General features: G+C 65.8%; 15 protein-coding genes. 9 read left to right on the top strand and 6 right to left on the bottom strand.

Features of this window, described 5'->3' with window-relative positions; genetic code table 11:
- Positions 1-129: 129 nt before the first annotated feature.
- From BGN95_RS18165 to BGN95_RS18150, 4 genes are read left to right on the top strand one after another with little or no spacing between them, the layout of a single operon-like run.
- Positions 130-2655, top strand: coding sequence for a cyclic nucleotide-binding domain-containing protein (locus BGN95_RS18165; RefSeq protein WP_286773557.1), 2526 nt, complete (start codon positions 130-132; stop codon positions 2653-2655).
- Entirely contained in the window at positions 2655-3539 is an 885-nt protein-coding gene (locus tag BGN95_RS18160; RefSeq protein ID WP_286773556.1) for a hypothetical protein, read from the top strand. The genes BGN95_RS18165 and BGN95_RS18160 overlap by 1 nt, the downstream gene beginning before the upstream one ends.
- Before the next feature lie 4 nt (positions 3540-3543).
- Complete coding sequence (locus BGN95_RS18155) at positions 3544-5355, top strand: cytochrome c3 family protein (protein ID WP_286773555.1); 1812 nt, start codon at positions 3544-3546, stop codon at positions 5353-5355.
- A gap of 13 nt (positions 5356-5368) precedes the next feature.
- A complete protein-coding gene (locus BGN95_RS18150) occupies positions 5369-6217 on the top strand; it encodes a phosphodiesterase (protein WP_286773554.1) in 849 nt (282 codons plus the stop codon).
- A 20-nt stretch (positions 6218-6237) separates the two neighbouring features.
- Here BGN95_RS18150 and BGN95_RS18145 read toward each other — a convergent pair whose 3' ends face one another.
- The 5 genes from BGN95_RS18145 to leuC all read right to left on the bottom strand — a co-directional run bounded on the left by BGN95_RS18145 (position 6238) and on the right by leuC (position 11133).
- Positions 6238-6600, bottom strand: coding sequence for a hypothetical protein (locus BGN95_RS18145; protein WP_286773553.1), 363 nt, complete (start codon positions 6598-6600; stop codon positions 6238-6240).
- A 194-nt stretch (positions 6601-6794) separates the two neighbouring features.
- Positions 6795-8084: a C4-dicarboxylate transporter DctA gene (dctA, locus tag BGN95_RS18140; protein WP_286773552.1), complete on the bottom strand. Its 1290-nt coding sequence runs from the start codon at positions 8082-8084 to the stop codon at positions 6795-6797.
- Positions 8085-8186: 102 nt separating this feature from the next.
- Positions 8187-9116 (bottom strand): alpha/beta fold hydrolase, encoded by a 930-nt coding sequence (locus BGN95_RS18135; protein WP_286773551.1) that lies wholly within the window; start codon positions 9114-9116, stop codon positions 8187-8189.
- The gene (leuD, locus tag BGN95_RS18130) at positions 9098-9706 is read right to left on the bottom strand and encodes a 3-isopropylmalate dehydratase small subunit (protein WP_265311710.1); all 609 of its coding nucleotides are present in this window, start codon (positions 9704-9706) and stop codon (positions 9098-9100) included. Before leuD ends, BGN95_RS18135 begins: the two co-directional genes overlap by 19 nt.
- A complete protein-coding gene (gene leuC, locus BGN95_RS18125) occupies positions 9703-11133 on the bottom strand; it encodes a 3-isopropylmalate dehydratase large subunit (RefSeq protein WP_286773550.1) in 1431 nt (476 codons plus the stop codon). The genes leuD and leuC overlap by 4 nt, the downstream gene beginning before the upstream one ends.
- A gap of 102 nt (positions 11134-11235) precedes the next feature.
- Between leuC and BGN95_RS18120 the strand changes: the two genes are divergently transcribed.
- The gene (locus BGN95_RS18120; protein WP_286773549.1) at positions 11236-12150 is read left to right on the top strand and encodes a LysR substrate-binding domain-containing protein; all 915 of its coding nucleotides are present in this window, start codon (positions 11236-11238) and stop codon (positions 12148-12150) included.
- 67 nt (positions 12151-12217) lie between these two features.
- Here BGN95_RS18120 and BGN95_RS18115 read toward each other — a convergent pair whose 3' ends face one another.
- A complete protein-coding gene (locus BGN95_RS18115; protein ID WP_286773548.1) occupies positions 12218-14305 on the bottom strand; it encodes a S9 family peptidase in 2088 nt (695 codons plus the stop codon).
- 477 nt (positions 14306-14782) lie between these two features.
- Between BGN95_RS18115 and BGN95_RS18110 the strand changes: the two genes are divergently transcribed.
- The 4 genes from BGN95_RS18110 to BGN95_RS18095 all read left to right on the top strand — a co-directional run.
- On the top strand, positions 14783-17050 hold the full coding sequence (locus tag BGN95_RS18110; protein WP_286773547.1) for a TonB-dependent receptor: 2268 nt from the start codon (positions 14783-14785) through the stop codon (positions 17048-17050).
- Positions 17051-17078: 28 nt separating this feature from the next.
- A complete protein-coding gene (locus BGN95_RS18105) occupies positions 17079-19502 on the top strand; it encodes a penicillin acylase family protein (RefSeq protein ID WP_286773546.1) in 2424 nt (807 codons plus the stop codon).
- A 67-nt stretch (positions 19503-19569) separates the two neighbouring features.
- Positions 19570-20460, top strand: coding sequence for a LysR family transcriptional regulator (locus tag BGN95_RS18100; protein WP_286773545.1), 891 nt, complete (start codon positions 19570-19572; stop codon positions 20458-20460).
- Positions 20461-20647: 187 nt separating this feature from the next.
- Positions 20648-20927: HAD family hydrolase (locus tag BGN95_RS18095; protein ID WP_286773544.1), on the top strand; the 280-nt coding region annotated here is incomplete at its 3' end.

The following is a 20927-nucleotide window of genomic DNA, read 5'->3' as shown; positions in this document are numbered from 1 at the left end:
CCAAAGGCAACGCAACGTTAAGACAATCCGTATCTAGCCTAGCGCGATCAAAATGATAGACCGACGCACGGGGCCGCATTCGATCGGGAAACTACCCGAAGCATGTGAACGGATCGGGGGGATAGACCGTTGGGTGAGCGCGTGCGCATCGCGATCGTCGGATCGGGGCCGGCCGGGCTGAGCGCGGCCGCGCGGGCGGCGCAATTGGGGCTGTCGCACCTGCTGCTCGAAAAGACCGATCACCTTTCCGATACGATCTACAAATATCAGAAGGGCAAGCATGTGATGGCCACCCCGAGCCAGCTCGTGCTGCGCTCGGACATGGATTTCGGCGCGGGCAAGCGCGAGGCGATCCTCGGCCGGTGGAACGATCAGGCCGCCGAACGAGGCATCGACGTCGCCTATAACGCCGAGGTGAAGGCGATCGCCGGCACCGGAGACGCGATCCCCGGCAGCATCCACAAGATCGTCGAGCGCAAACGCGACGGCACCAGCGAGACGCGCGAGATCCAGCGGCACGCCCCGCCTTATCGCCTGACCCTGACCGACGGGCGCGAGATCGTCGCCGATGCCGTGATCCTCGCGATTGGCACGCAGGGCAATCCCAATCTGATGCGCTGCGACGGCGCCGATCTGCCCCACGTCCAATATCAGCTCGACGATCCCGCCGCTTATAATGACGAGCATATCTTCGTGATCGGCGGGGGCGATGCGGGGATCGAGAATGCGCTGGGGCTCGCTGCCGACGAGGCGCAGGGCAATGTCGTTACGCTCGTCAATCGCTCGGCCGAATTCGCGACCGCCAAGGGCGCCAACGTCAAGGCGCTGATCGCCGCGAGCGAAGCGGGGCGCGTCACGATCCTCACCGAAAGCACCACCTCGAAGATCGAGCCGGGGCAGATCACGCTCGATACGCGCGACGGCGAGGTGAAGCTGAAATGCGACCGCGTGATCGCGCGGATGGGATCGGCGCCGCCGCGCGGCTTCGTCGAATCGTGCGGGATCGAATTCACCAGCGGCGACCGGCTCGCCTTCCCGCGGCTCTCCCCGATGTTCGAAAGCACCGCGCCGGGGATTTTCGTGATCGGCGCGCTCGCCGGCTATCCGCTGATCAAACATTGCATGAACCAGGGCTATGATGTCGTCGAGTTCATCAACGGCAACACCGAGCTGAAGCCCGCCGACGAGCCGATCCTCGCCGCCAAATTCGCCAGCCTGCCCGAGAAGCGCAGCGTTTCCGAATGGCTCGAATTCCTCCGCAGCAATGTCTCGATCCTCGAAGGGCTATCGCCGCTGCAGATGCGCGAGTTCATGCTCGACAGCGAGGTGCGCGCCTATCGCGCGGGCGAGGTGATCTTCGAGAAGCACGCGCCCGGCTCGTCCTTGTTCGGGGTGGCGCGCGGGCGGGCGTTGGTCGAGGTCGCGCCCGGCGTCGAGGTGCCGATCGACCAGGGGTCGATCTTCGGCGAGGTCGGGCTGATCTCCGGCCGGCGGCGCGGCGCGACGATCCGCGCCGGCGAGGCGTCGATCATGGTCGAGGTGTCGCGCACCGCGGCGCTGAAACTCATGTCGTCCAACCCGCCGGCCAAGCGCGCGATCACGCGCATCTCGACCGAGCGGCAATTGCTCCAGATGTTCGGCGCGGGGCTCAATCCGGCCGATGTCGCCGAAGTGCTCGATACCGCCGAGATCCTGACGGTGAAGGCGGGCGAGACGATCCTCAACGAAGGCGATGCCGGCAACGACATCTATGTCATCCGCGTCGGATCGATGATCGTCGAGAAGAAGATCGGGGGGAAGAATGTCTTCCTCTCCTATCTCCCCGCGGGCAGCTATGTCGGGGAAATGGCGCTGATCGCGGGGACGCCGCGCACCGCCACCGTTCGCGCGACGGTCCGGTCGGAGGTGATCCGGCTCAACGGCGATGCCTTCGCGCGGCTGATGGCGGCCAAGCCCGCTCTGCTCGAACGCGCGCGGCGCGACATGGCCGCGCGGCAGGACGTCAACGCCTTCGTCGAGAGCCGCAAGCATAGTTTCTCGACCGTCGTCGACATGTATTCGGAAACCGCCAAATTCCTCGTCGACAACGGCATCGGCGAAGCGACCGACGTGCTGCTGATCGACGAGAATCTGTGCGTCGGCTGCGACAATTGCGAAAAGGCGTGCGCCGACAGCCACGAAGGGCTCTCCCGGCTCGATCGCGAGGCGGGGCGCACCTATGCGCATCTCCACGTCCCCACCTCGTGCCGGCATTGCGAACATCCGCACTGCATGGCCGATTGCCCGCCCAATGCGATCCACCGCGGCCCCGATGGCGAGGTATTCATCGACGAGACCTGCATCGGCTGCGGCAATTGCCAGCGCAACTGCCCCTATGGCGTGATCCGCATGGACAGCGTGCCGCCCGAAAAGCCCGGGCTGCTGCAATGGCTGCTGTTCGGCCGGGGGCCGGGGCCGGGCGAGCCCTCCAAGAAATGGCGCTACAAGCACGCCGAGCCGGGGGTCGAAAAGCCCAAGAAGGCGATCAAATGCGACATGTGCTCGGGGATCGACGGCGGCCCGGCCTGCGTCCGCGCCTGCCCGACCGGCGCGGCGATCCGCGTTGCGCCGGAGGATTTCCTCACCGTCGCGCGGCTCGGACGGGAGGCAAAATAGTGGCGACCGCCGCCCCCACCCGCGTTCCCGCGCGCCGCGATCGCGGCGCCGTGCTCCACGACGGTTTCCTGCGTCACGCGCGCTTCCGCTGGCTCAAGATCGCGCTGCTGCTGTGCCTCGCCTGTATCGCCAGCTATCTGCTGATCGACGTCACCCCGCATCACAATGGCGGGAGCTGGTACGGCTATACGCTCGGCACGATCGGCGCGCTGCTGATCCTGTGGCTGACCCTGCTCGGGGTGCGCAAGCGCGCGATGACCGCGGGGCGCTGGTCACTCAAGGCCTGGACCTCGGCGCACGTCTATCTCGGGCTCAGTCTGATCGTCGTCGCGACCTTGCACACCGGTTTCCAGCTCGGCTGGAACGTCCATACGCTCGCTTATGCGCTGATGTTGCTGGTGATCGCCTCGGGGATCGTCGGCATCATCTTTTATGCCGCGCTCCCCGCCGCGCTGAGCAACAACCGCGCCGAGATGACGCAGGGGCAGATGCTCGACGCGATCCGCGCGATCGATCGCCAGCTCCACGATGCCGCGCAGCCGCTGCCGCACGATCAGGCGGCCCTGGTGCGGCTGTCGCTCGACGACGATCCGTTCGGCGGCGGCATCGTCGCGCGGCTTTCGGGCAATTATCCGCGCTGCGGCACCGCGCGCGCGCAGGCCGCGCTGCGCCGCTGGACCGGGGACCGGCCCGATACCGGGAACGACCCGCTCGAACGGATCGACGCCCTGCTCGAACGCAAGCGCGCGATGCTGGCGCGGCTGCGCCGCCACCTGAAGCTCAAGGCGTTGCTGGAGATCTGGCTCTACGTCCATGTCCCGGCGACCTTCGCGCTGCTCGCCGCGCTCACCGCGCATATCGTCAGCGTCTTTTTCTACTGGTGAGCGCGTGAGCTTCATCGTCCGCCAGATCAGCCTTACCGCCGACGGCCGCGAGATCGTGCGCAGCACGACGATCGCCAGGCCGCAGCTCTCGCTCGGCCGCGCGGCGGAGAGCGACATCCACCTCCCCGACCTCGCGCTCGATGCCGATCACGCGCGGATCGAACAGGTCGACGCGCGGACGATCCGCGTCCGCGCGACCGGAACATTGGGGTTCGATGTCGACGGCCGCACGACGCTGCGTGCCGAGATTGACCCCGCGATCGGCGCCGAACTGCGCTTCGGCGGACATCGCATCGCGGTCTCGGCCGACGAAGACGGCGCAACGGTCCTCACGATCCGCCGCGTCGATGCGCTGTCCGAGGCATCGGCCGATCGCGAGGAGGCGACCGCTTTCTCGCTCCGCGGGCTGATCCCCGGCAAAAGGCTGACCGCGTGGAGCGCGGCGCTCGCGATCCTGATCGGCTTCCTCGTCGTGCCGATCTGGAGCGTCGCGACCCGCCCCGCCCATGCCCCGCCCGGCGCAGACCGCATCATCGGCGACAAGGCGTGGACCCCCGGTCCGCTGAGCAAGGCGCATCACGCGCTGGAGGGGCAATGCGAGGCGTGCCACCGGGAAGCGTTCGTCTCGGTGCGCGACAATGCCTGTATCGCCTGCCACAAGGATGCGCACGATCATGCCCCGGCCGGCCGCCTCGCGCTGGCGCGCGAAACCCCGGGGCTGGGCGGGCAGTTGCTCGCCAAGGTCGCGCATGCCTTCAACAAGCCCCCCGCCGGCGCCTGCGTCGATTGCCACCGCGAGCATGAGGGCGCCGGGCCGATGCAGCCGACCCCGCAGGCGTTCTGCACCGATTGCCACGGCTCGCTCAAGGATCGGCTGAAGGACACCAGCCTCGCCGATGCGCGCGATTTCGGCACCGCGCACCCGCAATTCCGCCCGCTGGTCGAGACCGTCCCCGGCAAGCACCCGACCTTCGAGCGCAAATCGCTCGACCAGCCGATCACGAGCGACGACGGGCTCAAATTCCCGCACGACATCCACCTTTCCGCCACCGGCGGGGTGGCGAAGATGGCGCGGACGATGCGTGCCGAGCACGGTTTCGGCGATGCGCTCGCCTGCCAGGATTGCCACAAGCCGACCGCCGACGGCACGCGCTTCCTGCCGGTCGACATGGAGCGCGATTGCAAGATGTGTCACAGCCTCTCCTTCGAGACGATCGGCGGAACGATGCGGACGTTGCGCCACGGCCAGCCCGACCAGGTGATCGCCGATCTGCGCGCTTATTACCGCTCGACTGCCCCCGCCCGCCCGATCGAACTCGGCGGGATGGCCCGGCGGCGGCCGGGCGATTATGCCGAGGGGCGGATCTATCATGCCTATTTCGGCGCGGCGGCGACACGGCCGGGCAACGCCGACGCCGCGATCCGCGCGGTCTTTTCCAAGGGCGGCGCCTGTTACGATTGCCATGTCGTGACCCCGCCGGGCAGCAATGGCGCGACGACGTGGCGGATCACCCCGGTCAACCAGCCGATGCGCTATATGATGAACGGCTGGTTCGATCACGCCGCGCACCGCACCGAAAAATGCGAAAGCTGCCACGCCGCACCCAAATCCAGCGCGGCGACCGATCTGCTGCTCCCGGGCATCGCCACCTGCCGCACCTGCCACGGCGGCGAGCAGTCGAAGGCCGCGGTGCCGTCGAGCTGCGCGATGTGCCACAGCTATCACGCCGGCGACGGCGCCCCTTGGGTGCCCGCGACGCTGCGCACGAAACGCGAAGATGCGGACCGGCCGAAAAGGAGCCGCCACGCGACATGAGGGGCACGGGATCATGCTGATCGCGCAGGTGACCGATATCCATCTCGGGTTCGATCCCGGCAACGCGGACGAGCTCAACCGCATCCGGCTCGATCGCGTACTCGACGCCCTCACCACCGGTCCCAACCGCCCCGACCTGCTGCTGCTATCCGGCGACCTCACCGATAACGGCGATGCGGCCAGCTATGCCCGGCTCGCCGATGCGCTGGCGCGGTGCGATTTTCCGGTGTGGCCGTGCGTCGGCAACCACGACGACCGCGCCAGTCTCGCCGCGCATTTCCCGCAGGTGTCGACCGAGGACGGTTTCATCCAATATGTCGTCCCGCTCGCGGGACGCCGCATCGTGGTGATCGATACGCTCGAACCGGGGCGCCACGGCGGCGCCTTTTGCGCGCGTCGCGCCGCGTGGCTCGCGGCGACGCTCGACGCAGATCGTGCCACCCCGACGCTGATCATGATGCACCACCCCCCGGTCGAGGTCGGCATCGACTGGATGAACACCCATCCCGAGGAACCGTGGGTCGCGCGCTTCGCCGCGGCGATCGCGGGGCGCGACAATGTCGCGGGGATCGTGTGCGGCCATATCCACCGCGCGATCGTCGCGCCGTGGCGCGGGACGACGATCGCGGTCTGCTCGTCGAGCGCGCCGCAACTCGCGCTCGATCTGCGCCCGATGGACCCGGAAGCCCCCGACGATCGCGCGATGGTGATTGCCGATGCGCCGGGCTATGCGCTCCACCGCTGGGGCGAGGGGGGGATCGTCACCCATTTCGCGACCGCCGACGCACCGCCGACGCTCGCCCGGTTCGACGACCAGATGCAGGGGCTGGTGCGGATGACGATGGGCGAGCGGCCGGCTTAGACGCTAAAATTGTCGTCCGCTTATCGGCCGCCCCGCGCGCGGGCGCGGAGGCAAGCGGCGGTGAGCGCGAGCGCCGGCGTCGTCGCAGTGCAGATGATGCTATCGTCGCCCAATATCGCGCGCGCCGGCGCCGCGCCCTGATAATCCGTCACCGTCCAACGCCAGCCGCCCGGCACGAGTTTCATCGCGGCGTCGAGCGACGCGGTATAGTCCGGAATGCCGAAGGACGCCGTCAGCCACCAGGGAATCGTGCCCGCGGCCTCGCAGACGCCGGAGGGCCGCCACAGGATCGCAACCGCGATTTCCTCGTCCAGATTACGATCCGGCGCGCCCGCTGCTTCGACACGCTCCGCCAGCGCGAGCAGCGTATCCGCACCCGCCACGCACTCCTCTCCAAGCTCCTCACAATACACGAGAATCGCTCCTTTTACGGATGCGTTACCTTGCAGATGCTGAGACGGAATGCCAGCCGGCTATCCTTGATCCAGATCGACAAGATTCGTGCGCTCGATGCAAAACGTCAGCGGCAGCGGCCACGTTGCGGCCGCTGACGTCTTCTTCCGCTACAATTGCGCTGTTATCGCGTCGATGCGTCGAGATCGCCGCCGTGAAGCATCGATCGCATCCGCTGCTGGTCGACGGCGCCCTCCCACCGCGCGACGGCAAGGCAGGCCACCGCATTGCCGATCATGTTGGTGATCGCGCGGGCTTCGGACATGAAGCGATCGATGCCGAGGAGCAAGGCGAGGCCGGCGACCGGCAAGGTATGCGTCGATGACAAGGTCGCGGCCAGGGTGATGAACCCGCCGCCGGTCACCGCCGCCGCCCCCTTCGAGGTCAGCAGCAGCACCAGCAGCAGGCCGATCTGCTCGCCGATCGAGAGCGGGACGTTGAGCGCCTGCGCGATGAACAGCGACGCCATCGTGAGATAGATGGCGATCCCGTCGAGATTGAACGAATAACCGGTCGGCACCACCAGCCGGACGACCGGCGGCGCGACGCCCAATCGTTCGAGCTTCTCCATCAATCGCGGCAGCGCGCTTTCCGAGGTCGAGGTGCCAAGTACGAGGACGATCTCGTCCTTGAGATAGACGAGCAGCCGCCACAGGCTGAAGCCGCTCGCCCGGGCGATCAGCCCGAGCACGCCGACGATGAAGATCAGCGCGGTCGCATAAAAGCAGACGATCAGCATCCCGAGCTGCTGCAACGCCCCCACGCCATATTTGCCGACGGTGAAGGCCAGGGCGCCAAAGGCGCCGACCGGCGCGAGATACATGATCGCGCCGATCATCCCGAACAATGCCTCGCCGGCTTCCTCGAGCAACCGAACGATCGCGCCGTCGCCTTGCCCCGATCCGGCGAGGACCGCACCGAGCAGGATAGCGACCAACAGCACCTGCAGGATCTCGCCGGAAGCGAGCGCGCCGAGCAGGCTGTCGGGCACGATATGGAACAGAAAGCCGACCGAGCTCATCTGCTCGCCGGCACGCACGAAGCTCGCCACCGCATTGCTGTCGAGCGAGCGCGGATCGATGTTCAATCCGTGACCGGGCTGGACGAGATTGCCAACAATCAGCCCGATTACCAGCGCGAGGGTCGAGACCAATTCAAAATAGAGGATCGCCTTAAGCCCGAGTCGCCCCGCCTCGCGCAAATTACCGAGCCCTGCGATCCCGGTGACGACCGTCACGAAGACGATCGGCGCGATCATCATCCGGACCAATTTGATGAAAAGCTCGCCCAGCGGGCGCAGGGCGGCGCCCGTATCCGGCGCGAAATGGCCGAGCGCGACGCCCAGCATTGCGGCGACCAATACCTGGAAATAGAGCCGCGCGTAGAGCGGCCGCCGCTTCCGGAAATCCGCCAACGGCGCCACTGCGTGCAAAAGCCCCACTCCCCAAATTCGCCGGTGCGCGATCATGGCCTGCCGCGCGGCGGGGGCGATTGCCAATGCGATTAGCGGATCAAATCATGCCCCGCCCGAATCCCGGCCGAGAAAGCCGCGCAGCGCCGCGATCAGGACGTCGGGACATTCCTCTTGCGGCGAATGGCCGCAGTCGAGCGCGAAGCCGCGAACGTCGCGCGCTTTCTCCCGCCATGTGGCGACGACGTCGAACAGCGCGCCGACGGTTCCCCGCGCGCCCCAGAGCGCGAGCACCGGCGCCTCGATCCGGTGATCGGCATCCGCCGCATCATGGCTGAGATCGATGCCGAACGCCGCGCGATAATCCTCGCAAATCGCGTGGCGGGTGGCGGGATCGGCATAGCAGCGCCGGTATTCGGCCATGACGCGCGGATCGACCGCGCCCTCAACCTTGATCTGCCCGGCGATATGCCGGTCGAGGAAATAATCGGGATCGGCGGCGATCAGCCGTTCGGGCAAATCGTAAGGCTGGATCAGGAAGAACCACCAGAAATAGCGGCTGGCGAATGCCTTGTCGGTCGCATCGTACATCGTCGCGGTCGGCGCGATATCGATCAGCACCAGCCGCGCGACGGCATCGGGATGATCGAGCGCCAGCCGATGCGCGGCGCGGCCGCCACGATCATGGCCGACGAGATCAAAGCGTTCGAACCCGAGGGCGCGCATCACCGCGACCTGATCCGCCGCCATCATGCGCTTGGAATAGCCGATATGATCGACGCCGCCCGCGGGCTTGGCGCTGTCGCCATAGCCGCGCAGATCGGTCGCGACGACGGTGAAGTCGCGCGCCAGCGCGGGCGCGACCTTGTGCCACGTCAAATGCGTCTGCGGATGCCCGTGGAGCAGCAGCAAGGGCGGCCCCGAACCGCCGATGCAGGCGCGGATCCGCACGCCATCGGCATCGACATCGTACCAGGCGAACCCCGGCATGATCTCGGGGTGACCCGTGACCTTCATCATCTCTCTGCCAGCCATGGGCGCTCCCCCAGATAATCGCGCTCGAACGCGCGTATGCGCTCGGCATGGGTCAGGGTCTCGCCGATCCGGTCGAGACCCGACATCAGGCTATGGCGCAACCGCTCGTCGACCTCGAAATGCAAGTCGCCGCCCGGATAGCGGATATGCTGGTCGGTCAGATCGATTTCGAGCGACAGCGGCCCGGCCTCGGCTGCCGCCATCAACGGCATCAGCCGATCGGGCGCCAGCGACACGAGCAGGAGGCCGTTGTTCGCGGCATTGTCCGCGAATATCCCGGCAAAGCTGGTGCCGATCAATGCCCTGATGCCAAATTGCCGCAATCCCCAGACGGCATGTTCGCGCGACGAGCCGCAACCGAAATTGGGCCCGACCAGAAGAAAGCGCGCACCCGCATGATCGGGCCGGTTGAGCACGAAATCGGGGCGCGGCCGCCCCTGATCGTCGAACCGCAAATCGTGGAACAGGCCGGCGGCGAGACCGCTGCGATCGATGCCCTTGAGGAAGACCTTGGGCATGATGACGTCGGTATCGATATTGGCCGCGGGCATCGCCGCCGCGATCCCGTCTACGACCTCGAAGACGGTCATCGAACGGCGCCGAAGTCGCGAACGTCGGCCAGCCGACCGCGGACCGCCGCCGCCGCGACCATCGCCGGGCTCATCAGATGGGTGCGACCGCCGCTCCCCTGTCGGCCTTCGAAATTGCGGTTGGTGCTCGATGCGCAGCGTTCGCCCGGCGCCAGCACGTCGTCGTTCATCGCCAGGCACATCGAGCAGCCCGACTGGCGCCACTCGAAGCCCGCCGCGATGAAGATCCGGTCGAGCCCCTCCGCCTCGGCCTCCCGCCTGACGGTCGAGCTGCCCGGCGATACGATCGCGCGCACGCCATCGGCGACTTTCCGCCCCTTCAGCACCCGCGCCGCGTCGCGAAGATCGGACAATCGCGCATTGGTACACGAGCCGATAAACGCCCGGTCGACGCGAATGTCCGCCAGCGCCATGCCCGGCACAAGCCCCATATAATCGATCGCCTGCCGCGCGGCGCTGGCCTCGGCGCCGCGCAGCGAGCCGGGATCGGGAACATGCCCGTCGATCGTCGCGGCCTGATCGGGGCTGGTGCCCCATGTCACCATCGGCGCGACCGTGGCGGCGTCCAGCCGGATCTCGGCGTCGAAGCGCGCATCGGCATCGCTGCGGAGATCCGCCCATAGCGCCGCCGCGCGATCGAGATGATGCGGGGCGATCGAGCGCGGGCGTCCGGCCATATAGGTGCGAACTTTCGCATCGGGCTCGACCAGCGCGACACGGGCGCCGCATTCCACCGCCATGTTGCAGATCGTCATCCGCTCTTCGACCCCCATCGCCGATATCGCCTCGCCGGTGAATTCCAGCGCATGGCCGCTCGCGCCGCTCGCGCCGATCCGGCGGATCAGCGCCATGATCAGGTCCTTGGCGGTGACGCCCGGCGCGAGCAGCCCGTCGACGCCGGCGCGCATCGTCTTCAACCGATGATAGACCAGGCATTGCGTCGCGAGCAGATGCTCGATGTCCGAGGTGCCGATCCCGAAGCCGACCGAGCCGAACGCGCCATAAGTAGTGGTGTGGCTGTCCCCCGCCGCGATCACCAGCCCGGGCGTCACCCAGCCGATATCGGGCAGCACGACATGCTCGATCCCCTGCAACGGGTGCAGCACGTCATAAATCTCGATCCCGAATTCCCGGCCATTCTCGATGAAATAGGCCATCTGCCGTGCGGCGCCGCGGTCCGCGCTGCAATTGTCGCGAACCGGTGCGGTCGAATTGACATGGTCGATGACGCCGAGCGCGGTTTCGGGCCGCCACACTCCGCGCCCCGCGTCGCGCAGCCCGCTGAACGCCTGCGGGCTGGTATATTCGTTGAGCACGGTGCGATCGACATAGAGCAGCAGCGATTCACCGTGGCCGCGGACATGGTTGATGCTCATGACCTTGTGACGATCGATTATCTTGTCGTACAATGTCCGCCTGCCGGCCATAGCCCGATGTCTCCCGATCCTCGTCCGCGGCGAGCTCTTAGGATGCGTTGAAGCGATGCGGCCAATGCTGCATTTCGATCAATTCATGCGGGGCGTGCGGAGATGGACCTGTTGTGGTTGGAAGACTTTCTCGCGCTCGCGAGCGAAAGCAATTTTTCGCGTGCCGCCGCGGCGCGCAATCTCAGCCAACCGGCCTTCAGCCGTCGCATCCGATCATTGGAAGACTGGGTCGGCGTCACCTTGGTCGATCGCGACACCCATAGGATCGCGCTGACCGAAGCCGGCAACGCGTTCCGGCTCGTCGCCGAGGAGGTTTCCCGGAGGCTGGCGATCGGCCGCGACGAGGCGAAGGAGATCGGCAGCGCGCGGATCAGCGAATTGCGCTTCGCGGCGACGCACGCGCTGTCGGTGACCTTCTTTCCGGCGTGGCTGCAGTCGCTCGAGGACGAAGCCGGATTCGGCACGATCACGTTGATCGCCGATCATATGGTCGCCTGCGAGCGCTATATGCTCGAGGGGCGGGCCGATTTCCTGCTTTGCCACGATCATCCTGCGGCGACCAACCGCCTCGATCCGAGCGGCTTTTCCTCGATCCATATCGGGCAGGATTTGCTGCTGCCGGTCACCGGCGCCGACGCCGATGGCAAGCCGCTCAATCAACTGCCGGGCAGTCACGAAGCACCGCTGCCCTATCTGGAATTCGAAAGCCGGTCGGGGATGGGGCGGATCCTCCAGGCGTCGCAGACGCTGATCTCGGGCGGTGCGATCCTCAAGCCGGTGTTCCGGTCGCATCTCGCCAATGGGTTGCTGACGATGGCGCGCGACGGCCGCGGGGTTACCTGGGCCCCGCTCAGCCTTGCCGGCCCCGATCTGGAGAGCGGCCGGCTCGCCCGCGCCGGGGGCGAACAATGGGACGTCCCGATCGAGATCCGGCTCTATCGCCCGCGCGCGCGGCGATCGCCCTCGGTCGAGCGTTTCTGGAACATGATCCGCGCGGGATCGAAGCGAGCGGACTAGGCGCAGGAACCGGCTTGACGGCAAGGTCGCTTGGGGAGGCGCCGAAACTTCCCCAAGCGTTGCGGCGTCAATGCCCGATCGGGCGATCGAACCGCGCGAACCAGGCAAGGACCGCCTCGGCCTTGGCGGCGGCATGGCTCGGCCGCGCGGCGAGCTCGTGGAAGGCCCCCGGCACCGTCACCAGCCCGGTCGGCACCCCGCGAAATTGCAGCGCGCCATAATATTGCGCGGCCTCGCCGAAAGGGGTGCGGATATCGTTCTCGCCCGCGATCAGCAGCGTCGGGGTCTTGACGTTGCCGACCAGCGACAGCGGCGAATGGCGCCAGAAGGCCTCGGGATTTTCCCACGGCGTCGTCCCGATCCAATTGCTCATCATCTTGGATCCGCTGTCGGACATCAGCGCCAGGCTGGTCCAGTTCATCACCGGTCGTTGCGACACCGCGGCGCGGAAACGATCGGTCTTGCCCACCATCCAGGCGGTCATCACCCCACCCGCCGATCCGCCGGTGACGAACAGGCGGTCGGGATCGACAAAGCCCCGGGCGATCGCGGCATCGACGACGCGCATCTGATCATCGTAATCGACGCCCGGATAATCGCGGTCGATCGCATTGGCGAAGGCGGCGCCATAGGTCGCCGATCCGCGTGCATTGGCGTAGACGACGACATAGCCGGCCGCCGCATATAATTGGTCGTCGGTCGAGAAATAGGGGCCGTAGCTCAGCGTCGGTCCGCCGTGGATCTCAAGGATCAGCGGATATTTGCGCGAGGGATCGAAATGCGGCGGGGTCATCAGCCACGCATCGATCGGCGTGCCGTCATTGGCCTTCACCGCGAGCGGCGAAAGCGCGCCGAGCACGCGGGTCTTGAGAAGCGCGTCGTTGAGCGCGGTCAGCCGCGTCGTCTTGCCGCCGGCAGCGATCGCCACCTCGCCAGGATGACCGGGATCGCCTTGCGGAAAAGCGATCGTCCCGTCACGCGAAACCGTGAAGGACCCGCCGCAATAGGGCAGATCGAGCCCGCTGTCGGCGACGCCTTCGCCGAGGGTCGTGACGGTGCCGTCGAGCGTGATCCGGGCGACCTTGCGAACGCCGCGGTCGTCCAGAAGCGCATAAAGCGCGCGCCCGTCCGCCGCCCATATCGGCTCGTCGAAGCTGCGATCGATCGCACCGGTCAGCGCGCGCGCTTCGCCGCCCTCGGCGGGCATGAGATAGATATGGCGATCCTCATAGGTGCGGCGCTTGCGATCGTCGAAACCGGTGAAGGCGATCGTCCGTCCGTCGGGCGAATAAGCCGCGGCGTGGAGCGGCCCGTCCAATGACGTGAGACGTTCCGGCGCGCCGCCGTCGACCCCGACACGATAGATTGCGCTGCGGTAAATCGCGCGATCGGCATCGGCTTCGCGGAGCGAGGTGAACAATAAGGAGCGGCCGTCGGGGGACCAGGACAGCGCGCCGGCATCGTCGTAATCGCCGCTCGTCACCTGGCGCACGGCACCGCCGTTGCTCGGCACGACGAAGATATGATCGTAACCCGGCGGGGTCAGCCCCTTGCCATCCTTATGATAGGTCGCGCGCGTAATCACGCGCAGCGGCGGCGCCCAATCGGCACCGGCGGGCTTGTTCAACGGCGTGCCCAATGTCGGCGCCGGCGCATAAGCGTGCATGACAAAGGCGATGCGCGTGCAATCGGGCGACCAGCTGATCGCCGACGCCGCGCTCGGCAGCGTCGCGATGCGCCGCGTTCGCGCCGATGCCGGCTCGTGGACGAAGATGCCGCGCTCCTCGCCTGTTGGCCGGGCGGTGAAGGCGAGCCGCCGCCCGTCGCCGCACCAGCGCGGCTGCGCCGCGTCGATCGCGGTCGTCGCGATCTGCCGCTGGTTGCCGGATCGGCGATCGAGCAGCCTGATCGTCTGCTTCGCGTCATCAATGGTGATGTCGTTCGTCATGCGGACATAAGCGATCGTCGCCCCGTCGGGCGCGATCTGCGGCTCGGCGGCTTGCGCGAGCCGGAAGATATCCATCGGCTGGAACAGTGCCCCGGCCGTTGTCGGCGCCTGCTGCGCGCCGGCGATGGCCGGGCTGGCGGCGATCAAGATACCCGCCATCAGCCCGCCGCGCAGGCGTCGGGATGCGCCGAATGAAGGTCCGCTCATCGATTTCCCCTCTCTCTATTTTCCGATGGAACGACGCAGCGCTCGCGCTCAACGGGCGCACAAACTGCGATCTCAGTAATGCTAATCTGCCCTGCGCCCCAGGACAAGGCCCCCACGGGCGCGCGTCCGGTCAACAGCGGTGGCGGCACGAAAGCCATCCGTGTTCGGACGCGGGGTCACGGCGCCCTAAACGACGGAGCCGGTCGGTCACGGCCGTTCAATATTGCTATATAAATCAAGCACTTGATGAGATTCATCGCGATTTTACATCTGCCGAAAGGCGCCGTCCCCGGCCGAACCGCTCGGCTCACCGACTACGTCGTTGGTTATGCGGACCGCTTATAGTTTGATCCGAAGTCGACATTGGCTTGCTCGCCTCCCGATCATTAAGGCGTCGGGTCAAAGGTGCGGTCACAGACGCGCTCGAAATCAAAGACCGGGATCCGATAACGGAACCGGGAAAAGGGAGGGTAAGCGATGGACGATGATCGGGATATCGGCGCACGCGCGCGCTTGGCGGCGCGGGTAGCCATCGTCGCGCTTTGCACCGTCTCGGGCGCGCCGCTGGTCGCGCAGACCAGCGGCGCGGCGACGGATTCGAGCCCGGCGCAGGATGCGCCCGAGGTGACCGTGATCGGCAAGCGCCTGCAGAATCTTCGCGACGTCGCCGGCACGGTCAATGTGCTCGGCGCGAAGGAATTGACCGATATCGGCGCCAAGGATGCGGAGGATATCTTCAAGCTCGCGCCCGGCGTCCAGTTCAACAAGGGCTCCGCCGACGGCGCGATGCTGACGATCCGCGGCATCGGCACCAATACCTCGTCCGACAATACCAGCACCGGCCAGTTGCCGACCGGCATCTATATCGAGGACATCCCGTTCACCGATCCGTTCCAATATATCTCGACCCCCGATCTCGCCGCTTTCGACCTCGACAGCGTCAAGGTGATGCGCGGCCCGCAGGGCGCGCTTTATGGTTCCGGCTCGCTCGGCGGCGCGGTGAACTATACGTTCAAGAAGCCCGAGCTCGATCGCGTCGGCGGGTCGATCCTCGGAACGCTCGATTCGGCGAACGGCGGCAATACCCGCGCATCCGGCTATGCCGCGCTGACCCTGCCGATCATTCGCGACGTGCTGGCGATCCGCGTCGACGGGCAATATCAATCGGACCCTGCCTATATCGACAATATCGGCACCGGGAAAACCAACGTCAACGGTCGCACGGTGAAGGGCGGGCGCGCGCTCATCCTGTTCAAACCGACCGATAACCTGACGATCGACGGCCTCTATATTTATCAGGAATCGCACCAGGACGATACGTCCGCCTCGATCGGCCCCGATGTCTATTATTATTCCTCACCTCGCCCGAGTTCGTACAGGTCGAAGTTCGGCCTGGCGAAGCTCGAGATCAATTACATCCTCGGTCCGATCAAGCTGACGTCGCTGACCGCGCATCAGACCAAGGAACGCAATCTCGATGGCGACCTCACCCGGTTGCTGGTGCCCGACGCGACGATCGGTATCGACGTGTCGTCGGTCGTGGGGTTCGGGGTCGGGCCGTTTCCGAACGTCAAGGAGGCGCGCAACATCGAGTTCCGGCGCTCGAACGGCATATCGCAGGAGTTCCGGATCGCGTCGGCCGAAAAGGGCGTGTTCAACTGGCTGGTCGGCGCGTTCGGCCAGAACGTCAATTTCCATCGCATCCAGGATGTGACGCTGACCGGCGCGAACGACCCCGTCTTCGGCGATTTGTTCTTCGACGTCCACCGCGACGGCAAGGCGGAAGAGCGGGCTTTGTTCGGTGAAGTCAATCTCGATTTCGGGAATCTGGAACTTGGCGCCGGCGGGCGCTGGTTCAATACCAGCGTCGACTATCGGACGACCAACGCCCAGGCGATGATCTCTGCCGCGAAGTCGAAGAATTACCATTATTCCGAAAGCGGGTTCACGCCCAAGTTCCAGGTACGCTATCATCTGAGCCGCGAAGCGATCTTCTATGCTTCCGCCTCGAAAGGCTATCGCTTCGGCGGTATCAGTTCGACGCCGGGCAATCCGACATACAAATCGGACAATCTGTGGAATTACGAAGCCGGGGTGCGGCTCGAACCCGCCCGGAACTTCACCTTCGATCTCGCCGGTTTCTATATCGACTGGAAGAACCCGCAGGTCACGACCGCCGATCAGAACGGCTTCCTGATCGTCTCGAACGTCGGCAGCGCAACATCGAAGGGCGTCGAGATCAGCAGCCAATGGCGGCCGGTCGCCGGGCTGAGGCTCAACGGCACCTTCACCTATATCGACGCCAAGACCGGCGCGGATCTGCAGAGCACGCGCAATTTCGCCACCGACGTCGCCGGCGGCTTCACCGGCAATTTCATCGTCCCGGCCGGCACGCGCCTGCCCGGTACCGCAAGGATTCAGGCGAATTTCGAACCGCAGTTCGAGATGGCCGGGCCGCTTGATTCGAGACTTACCTGGTCGGCGCTGGTCAATTATACCGGATCGCGACGAGCGCAGATCGACAACGACCTGATGCTTCCCGCTTATACGACCGTCGATCTACGCGTGAAGGCAGCGCGTGACGGCTGGGAAATCGGCCTCGCGGCGAGCAATATCTTTAACAGCAAGGGAATCTCTTCGGCCGCTTATTCCTATTTCACCACCGGTACCGGGGCGGCTGGCTACGCCGATTATTATCTGATCCGGCCGCGGATCAGCAGCCTTTCGATCCGCAGGGATTTCTAAAATGGGGGCGGCCCGCCGAGGCGGATCGATGCGGCGCAAGATGCTCTCGGCGCTGGTGCTGAGCGCGGTCGCGATCGGCACGCCGGCCGGCGCGGCCAGCGAGGCCGCGCCGCAACCCGCCCGGATCGATCGCGACGCGATGGGCGTGCCGCATGTCTTTGCCGCGACATCCGAAGCGGTGCTGTTCGGCGCAGGCTATGCCCTCGCGCAGGATCGCCTGGCCGACATGGAACTGGCACGCCGCCGCGCGCTGGGGCGGACCGCCGAAGTGCTCGGGCCATCGGCGGTGCAATCCGACGTCATCTCGCGCGATCGACTGCTCGACGCCGCCGAACTGCTTCGCATGTATCGCGCGGCGCCCGACGAATATCGGCGGATGATGCAGGCCTATGTCGACGGCATCAATCACGCGATCGCCGAGATCGAGCGCGATCCTGCGCACAAGACGCCCTATCAGTTCATCCAATGGGGGGTGAAACCGGCGCGCTGGTCGTTGCTCGACTTCCTCGCGATGATCGCCGCTTTTCCGCGCAGCCGCGAGGGCAATGAGGTCACCAACCTCACCTTCCTGACCGCGATGATCCAGCAGCACGGGGTGACGGCAGGCCGCGACATCTTCGACGATGTCGTCCCGGTGAGCGATCCGGAATCGCCGACCGCGATCCCGGCGGGAGAGGATCGCGCGCCCGCCCGGCCGTTGCCTGTCGCCACCTATCTCAGCCTGTTGCCCGACGGCACCGCCGGGCCGGTGTCGATTCCCGCCGCACCCAGCCGCGATCACAGCCGCTGCCTCGTCATCGGCCCGCAAAAATCGGCCAGCGGCAAGGTGCTGATGATGGAGGCGACCGCCGACGGCCCGGAAATCCATCTGCATGGCGGCGGGTTCGATAGCGCGGGCTTCACCACGCCGGCATGGGGCGTGCCGATCATGGGGCGCGGCCCGCGCCACGGCTGGCTGGTGACCTCGGGCGTTTCCGACAGCACCGATACGTTCGCCGAGAAGCTCGACCCGAAAAATCCCTATCGTTACTGGTATCGGGGGCAATGGCGCACGATGCAGCGCCGTCGGGAGCGTATCGCGGTAAAGGGCGCCGCGCCGGTGATCCACGAAGCGGCGCGGACGATCCACGGGCCGGTCGTCGCCTGGGACAAACCGCATCACGTCGCCTACACGCAAAGCTATGCCGAGCGCGGGCATGAGATCGACAATTGGGTCGGCCTGGTCGACATGCAACGCGCGAGATCGCTCGGCGAATTCGACCAGGCGGTAGCGCGACTGTCGACCGATTTCGGAATTTGCTACGGCGACGAGGACGGCCGGATCGGCTTTTGGGAAACCGGCCTCCAGCCCAAGCGCGCCCCCGGCACCGATCCCCGCCTGCCGACCCCCGGCACCGGCGACTATGATTGGCAGGGTTTTCTCGCGGTTGCCGAGCGGCCGCATATGCTCGATCCCAAGCAGGGCTATATCCACAGCTGGAACAGCAAGCCGACAATCTGGTCACGCGAAGGCGACGAGGCGCGGATCGGCGCCACCTTCCGCACATGGCTGGGCAATCACCTCGGCACCGCGGCGCGCGCGGCGACCCTGCTCGACATGGCCGAGTATAACCGCCAGATCTGGAACGCGATGGGCGCGCGCGATCGCACCCAGACGTCGCCCGACTTCTTCGCGCCGGCACTGCGCGCCGCGGCGGCACACGATCCGACGATCGCCGAGGCGGTCGGCCTGATGCTGTCGTGGAACGGGCGCTACGAGGATCGCGACGGCGACGGCCGCTACGACAGTCCGGGGCTTACGCTGTTCCGCGCCTGGCTGGAGATCGCGCCGGCGATGCTGTTCGATCGCGACATGGGCGATTGGTGGAAGAAGATCGATGCCGATCGCTATCTCAAATATCAGACCGGCCTGCTGTATCGGACGCTGAAGGGCGCGGCGGCCGGCGCGCCGGTCAAATTCGACTATTTCCACGGCCGCCCCCGCGACGAGGTCGTCGCGGAGACGGTGCGACGGACGATCGCCGAGGTCGCGTCACGCTTTCCGGCGCAACCGATGACGGCGTGGCGGATGCCGGTTTTCTGGAAATATTTCACCGATCAGGCCGAGGACCCCGAACGGCCGCCGCTGCCGAACGACGATGAGCGGAGCAACGCGCTCTGGGCGGAACTCGGGCTCGGGCCGAAGATGGTGACATTGAACGGCGGCGAGGAATGGGTCGGCATGATGGAATTGGCGCCGGCGCATCCCGCGCTCTATTCGATCACCGAGGCGGGCGGGCAAAATCAGTTCATCGACCCCGCAAGACATGGGACGATCCACCTGACGGACCAGGTTCAGATGCACGAACGCAATCAATTCAAACGGATCGACATGGCGGCGGACGATGTCCTCGCCGGCCGAGTTACGAGCGTCACGATCGACTATTCCGAGGCGGTCGCCGGCGAGCGATAACCGACGACAATGACGGAAACGATGAAGAACGCTAGGGTCATCATGGGCACGCTTATAGGGTAGATTCGTGGAATTTGCGTGGCTGGGAGACTTTATCGCGCTCACGCGCCTTGGGAATTTCTCAAGGGCGGCGGCCTCGCGCAATGTCACGCAACCAGCGTTCAGTCGTCGTATTCGCGCGCTTGAAGAATGGCTGTCGGTGGAGCTCGTCGATCGGCGCACGCACCAGATCACGATGACGCCGGCCGGCAAGCGCTTCGCGGTGATCGCCGAGGCCGTTCTGCGCGATATTGAGCATGGGCGACAGGAAGTGCAGGAAATAGCCGGTACATCGGCCTCGACGGTCAAGATTCTCGTCACGCATGCGTTAGCTTTGTCGTTTTTTCCGCAATGGCTCGCGTCGCTACAGGCGCGGACCGACGCGCCTTTGCTGATTCAGATGACGGCGGACAATATGGACGCATCGGAAAAGATGATGCTCGATGGAAAGGCCCAATTCTGTCTTTGTCATCATCATCCTGATGCTCGATCCGCGCTCGATGGCACCGGCTTTCAGTTCGCATCCCTCGGCAATGACAGGCTCGTACCGGTCAGCGCCCCACACAAGACGGAAATGACGGCGCTTCATCCGCTGGCGGATGGCGCGGTCAACCTGCTGGCATATGGGCCGACCTCGGGCATGGGTCGCATTGTATCGGCGATGACGGCGAAGAGCCCGGAAGCCATTACCTACAACAACGTGTTCACCTCGCACACGTTGGTCCTCGCTCGCATGGTGAAGGAAGGGACCGGCATGGCCTGGCTTCCCCTCAGCATCGTTGGGGATGAGCTGGAACGAGGGATATTGGTTCGGGCGGGTGGCGAGCAGTGGGATATTCCGGTCGATTTGCGACTATATCGGCCGCGCGCGCGTCAATCGCCCGCAGCGGAGTCTTTTTGGACTCTTGCCGTCGATTGATCACGCCGCAATGCAGTCGGGCGCTCTCGACACGATCTCGATGCGCCAGCGCGCGGGCTAGCATAGAATCTCTCGCTATCGGCATTAGCCTGCCGGCGGCAGTCGCTGATACCGATCAGCCGTCCAATCTATTGGTGCCGAGAAAGTGTCAGATAAGCAAATGTCGCAAGAGCCCGTCGAGGCCGTCATGTTCGATCTCCTCACCGCGCTGCTGGATTCATGGTCGCTTTGGAATCGCGCCGCGGGCCGCGCGGATGACGGGATGCGCTGGCGGCGCGCCTATCTTGCGCTGACTTATGGATGCGGCGCGTATCGGCCCTATGAGGATCTTGTGCGCGAGGCCGCGCTCGAGACGGGTGTCGCGGCAAAGGCCGCCGAGAATCTCGTCACCTCCTGGGATAGTCTTCAACCCTGGCCGGAAGCGCCGGGGTTGTTACGAGGTTTGCGAGATCGCGCGATCCCGATTG

This window comes from Sphingomonas sp. 66-10, assembly GCF_001897045.1.
GTDB lineage: Bacteria > Pseudomonadota > Alphaproteobacteria > Sphingomonadales > Sphingomonadaceae > Sphingomonas > Sphingomonas lycopersici.
Note: the sequence above shows the minus strand (reverse complement) of the source record. Positions and strands in the feature narration are given on the sequence as shown.

What these genes read in the sequence shown, in the direction of transcription:
- BGN95_RS18150 (WP_286773554.1), top strand. Translation starts at nt 5,369, where the DNA reads ATGCTGATCGCGCAGGTGACCGATATCCATCTCGGGTTCGATCCCGGC.
- BGN95_RS18135 (WP_286773551.1), bottom strand. Translation starts at nt 9,116, where the DNA reads ATGGCTGGCAGAGAGATGATGAAGGTCACGGGTCACCCCGAGATCATG.
- leuD (WP_265311710.1), bottom strand. Translation starts at nt 9,706, where the DNA reads ATGACCGTCTTCGAGGTCGTAGACGGGATCGCGGCGGCGATGCCCGCG.
- leuC (WP_286773550.1), bottom strand. Translation starts at nt 11,133, where the DNA reads ATGGCCGGCAGGCGGACATTGTACGACAAGATAATCGATCGTCACAAG.
- BGN95_RS18120 (WP_286773549.1), top strand. Translation starts at nt 11,236, where the DNA reads ATGGACCTGTTGTGGTTGGAAGACTTTCTCGCGCTCGCGAGCGAAAGC.
- BGN95_RS18115 (WP_286773548.1), bottom strand. Translation starts at nt 14,305, where the DNA reads ATGAGCGGACCTTCATTCGGCGCATCCCGACGCCTGCGCGGCGGGCTG.
- BGN95_RS18110 (WP_286773547.1), top strand. Translation starts at nt 14,783, where the DNA reads ATGGACGATGATCGGGATATCGGCGCACGCGCGCGCTTGGCGGCGCGG.
- BGN95_RS18105 (WP_286773546.1), top strand. Translation starts at nt 17,079, where the DNA reads ATGCGGCGCAAGATGCTCTCGGCGCTGGTGCTGAGCGCGGTCGCGATC.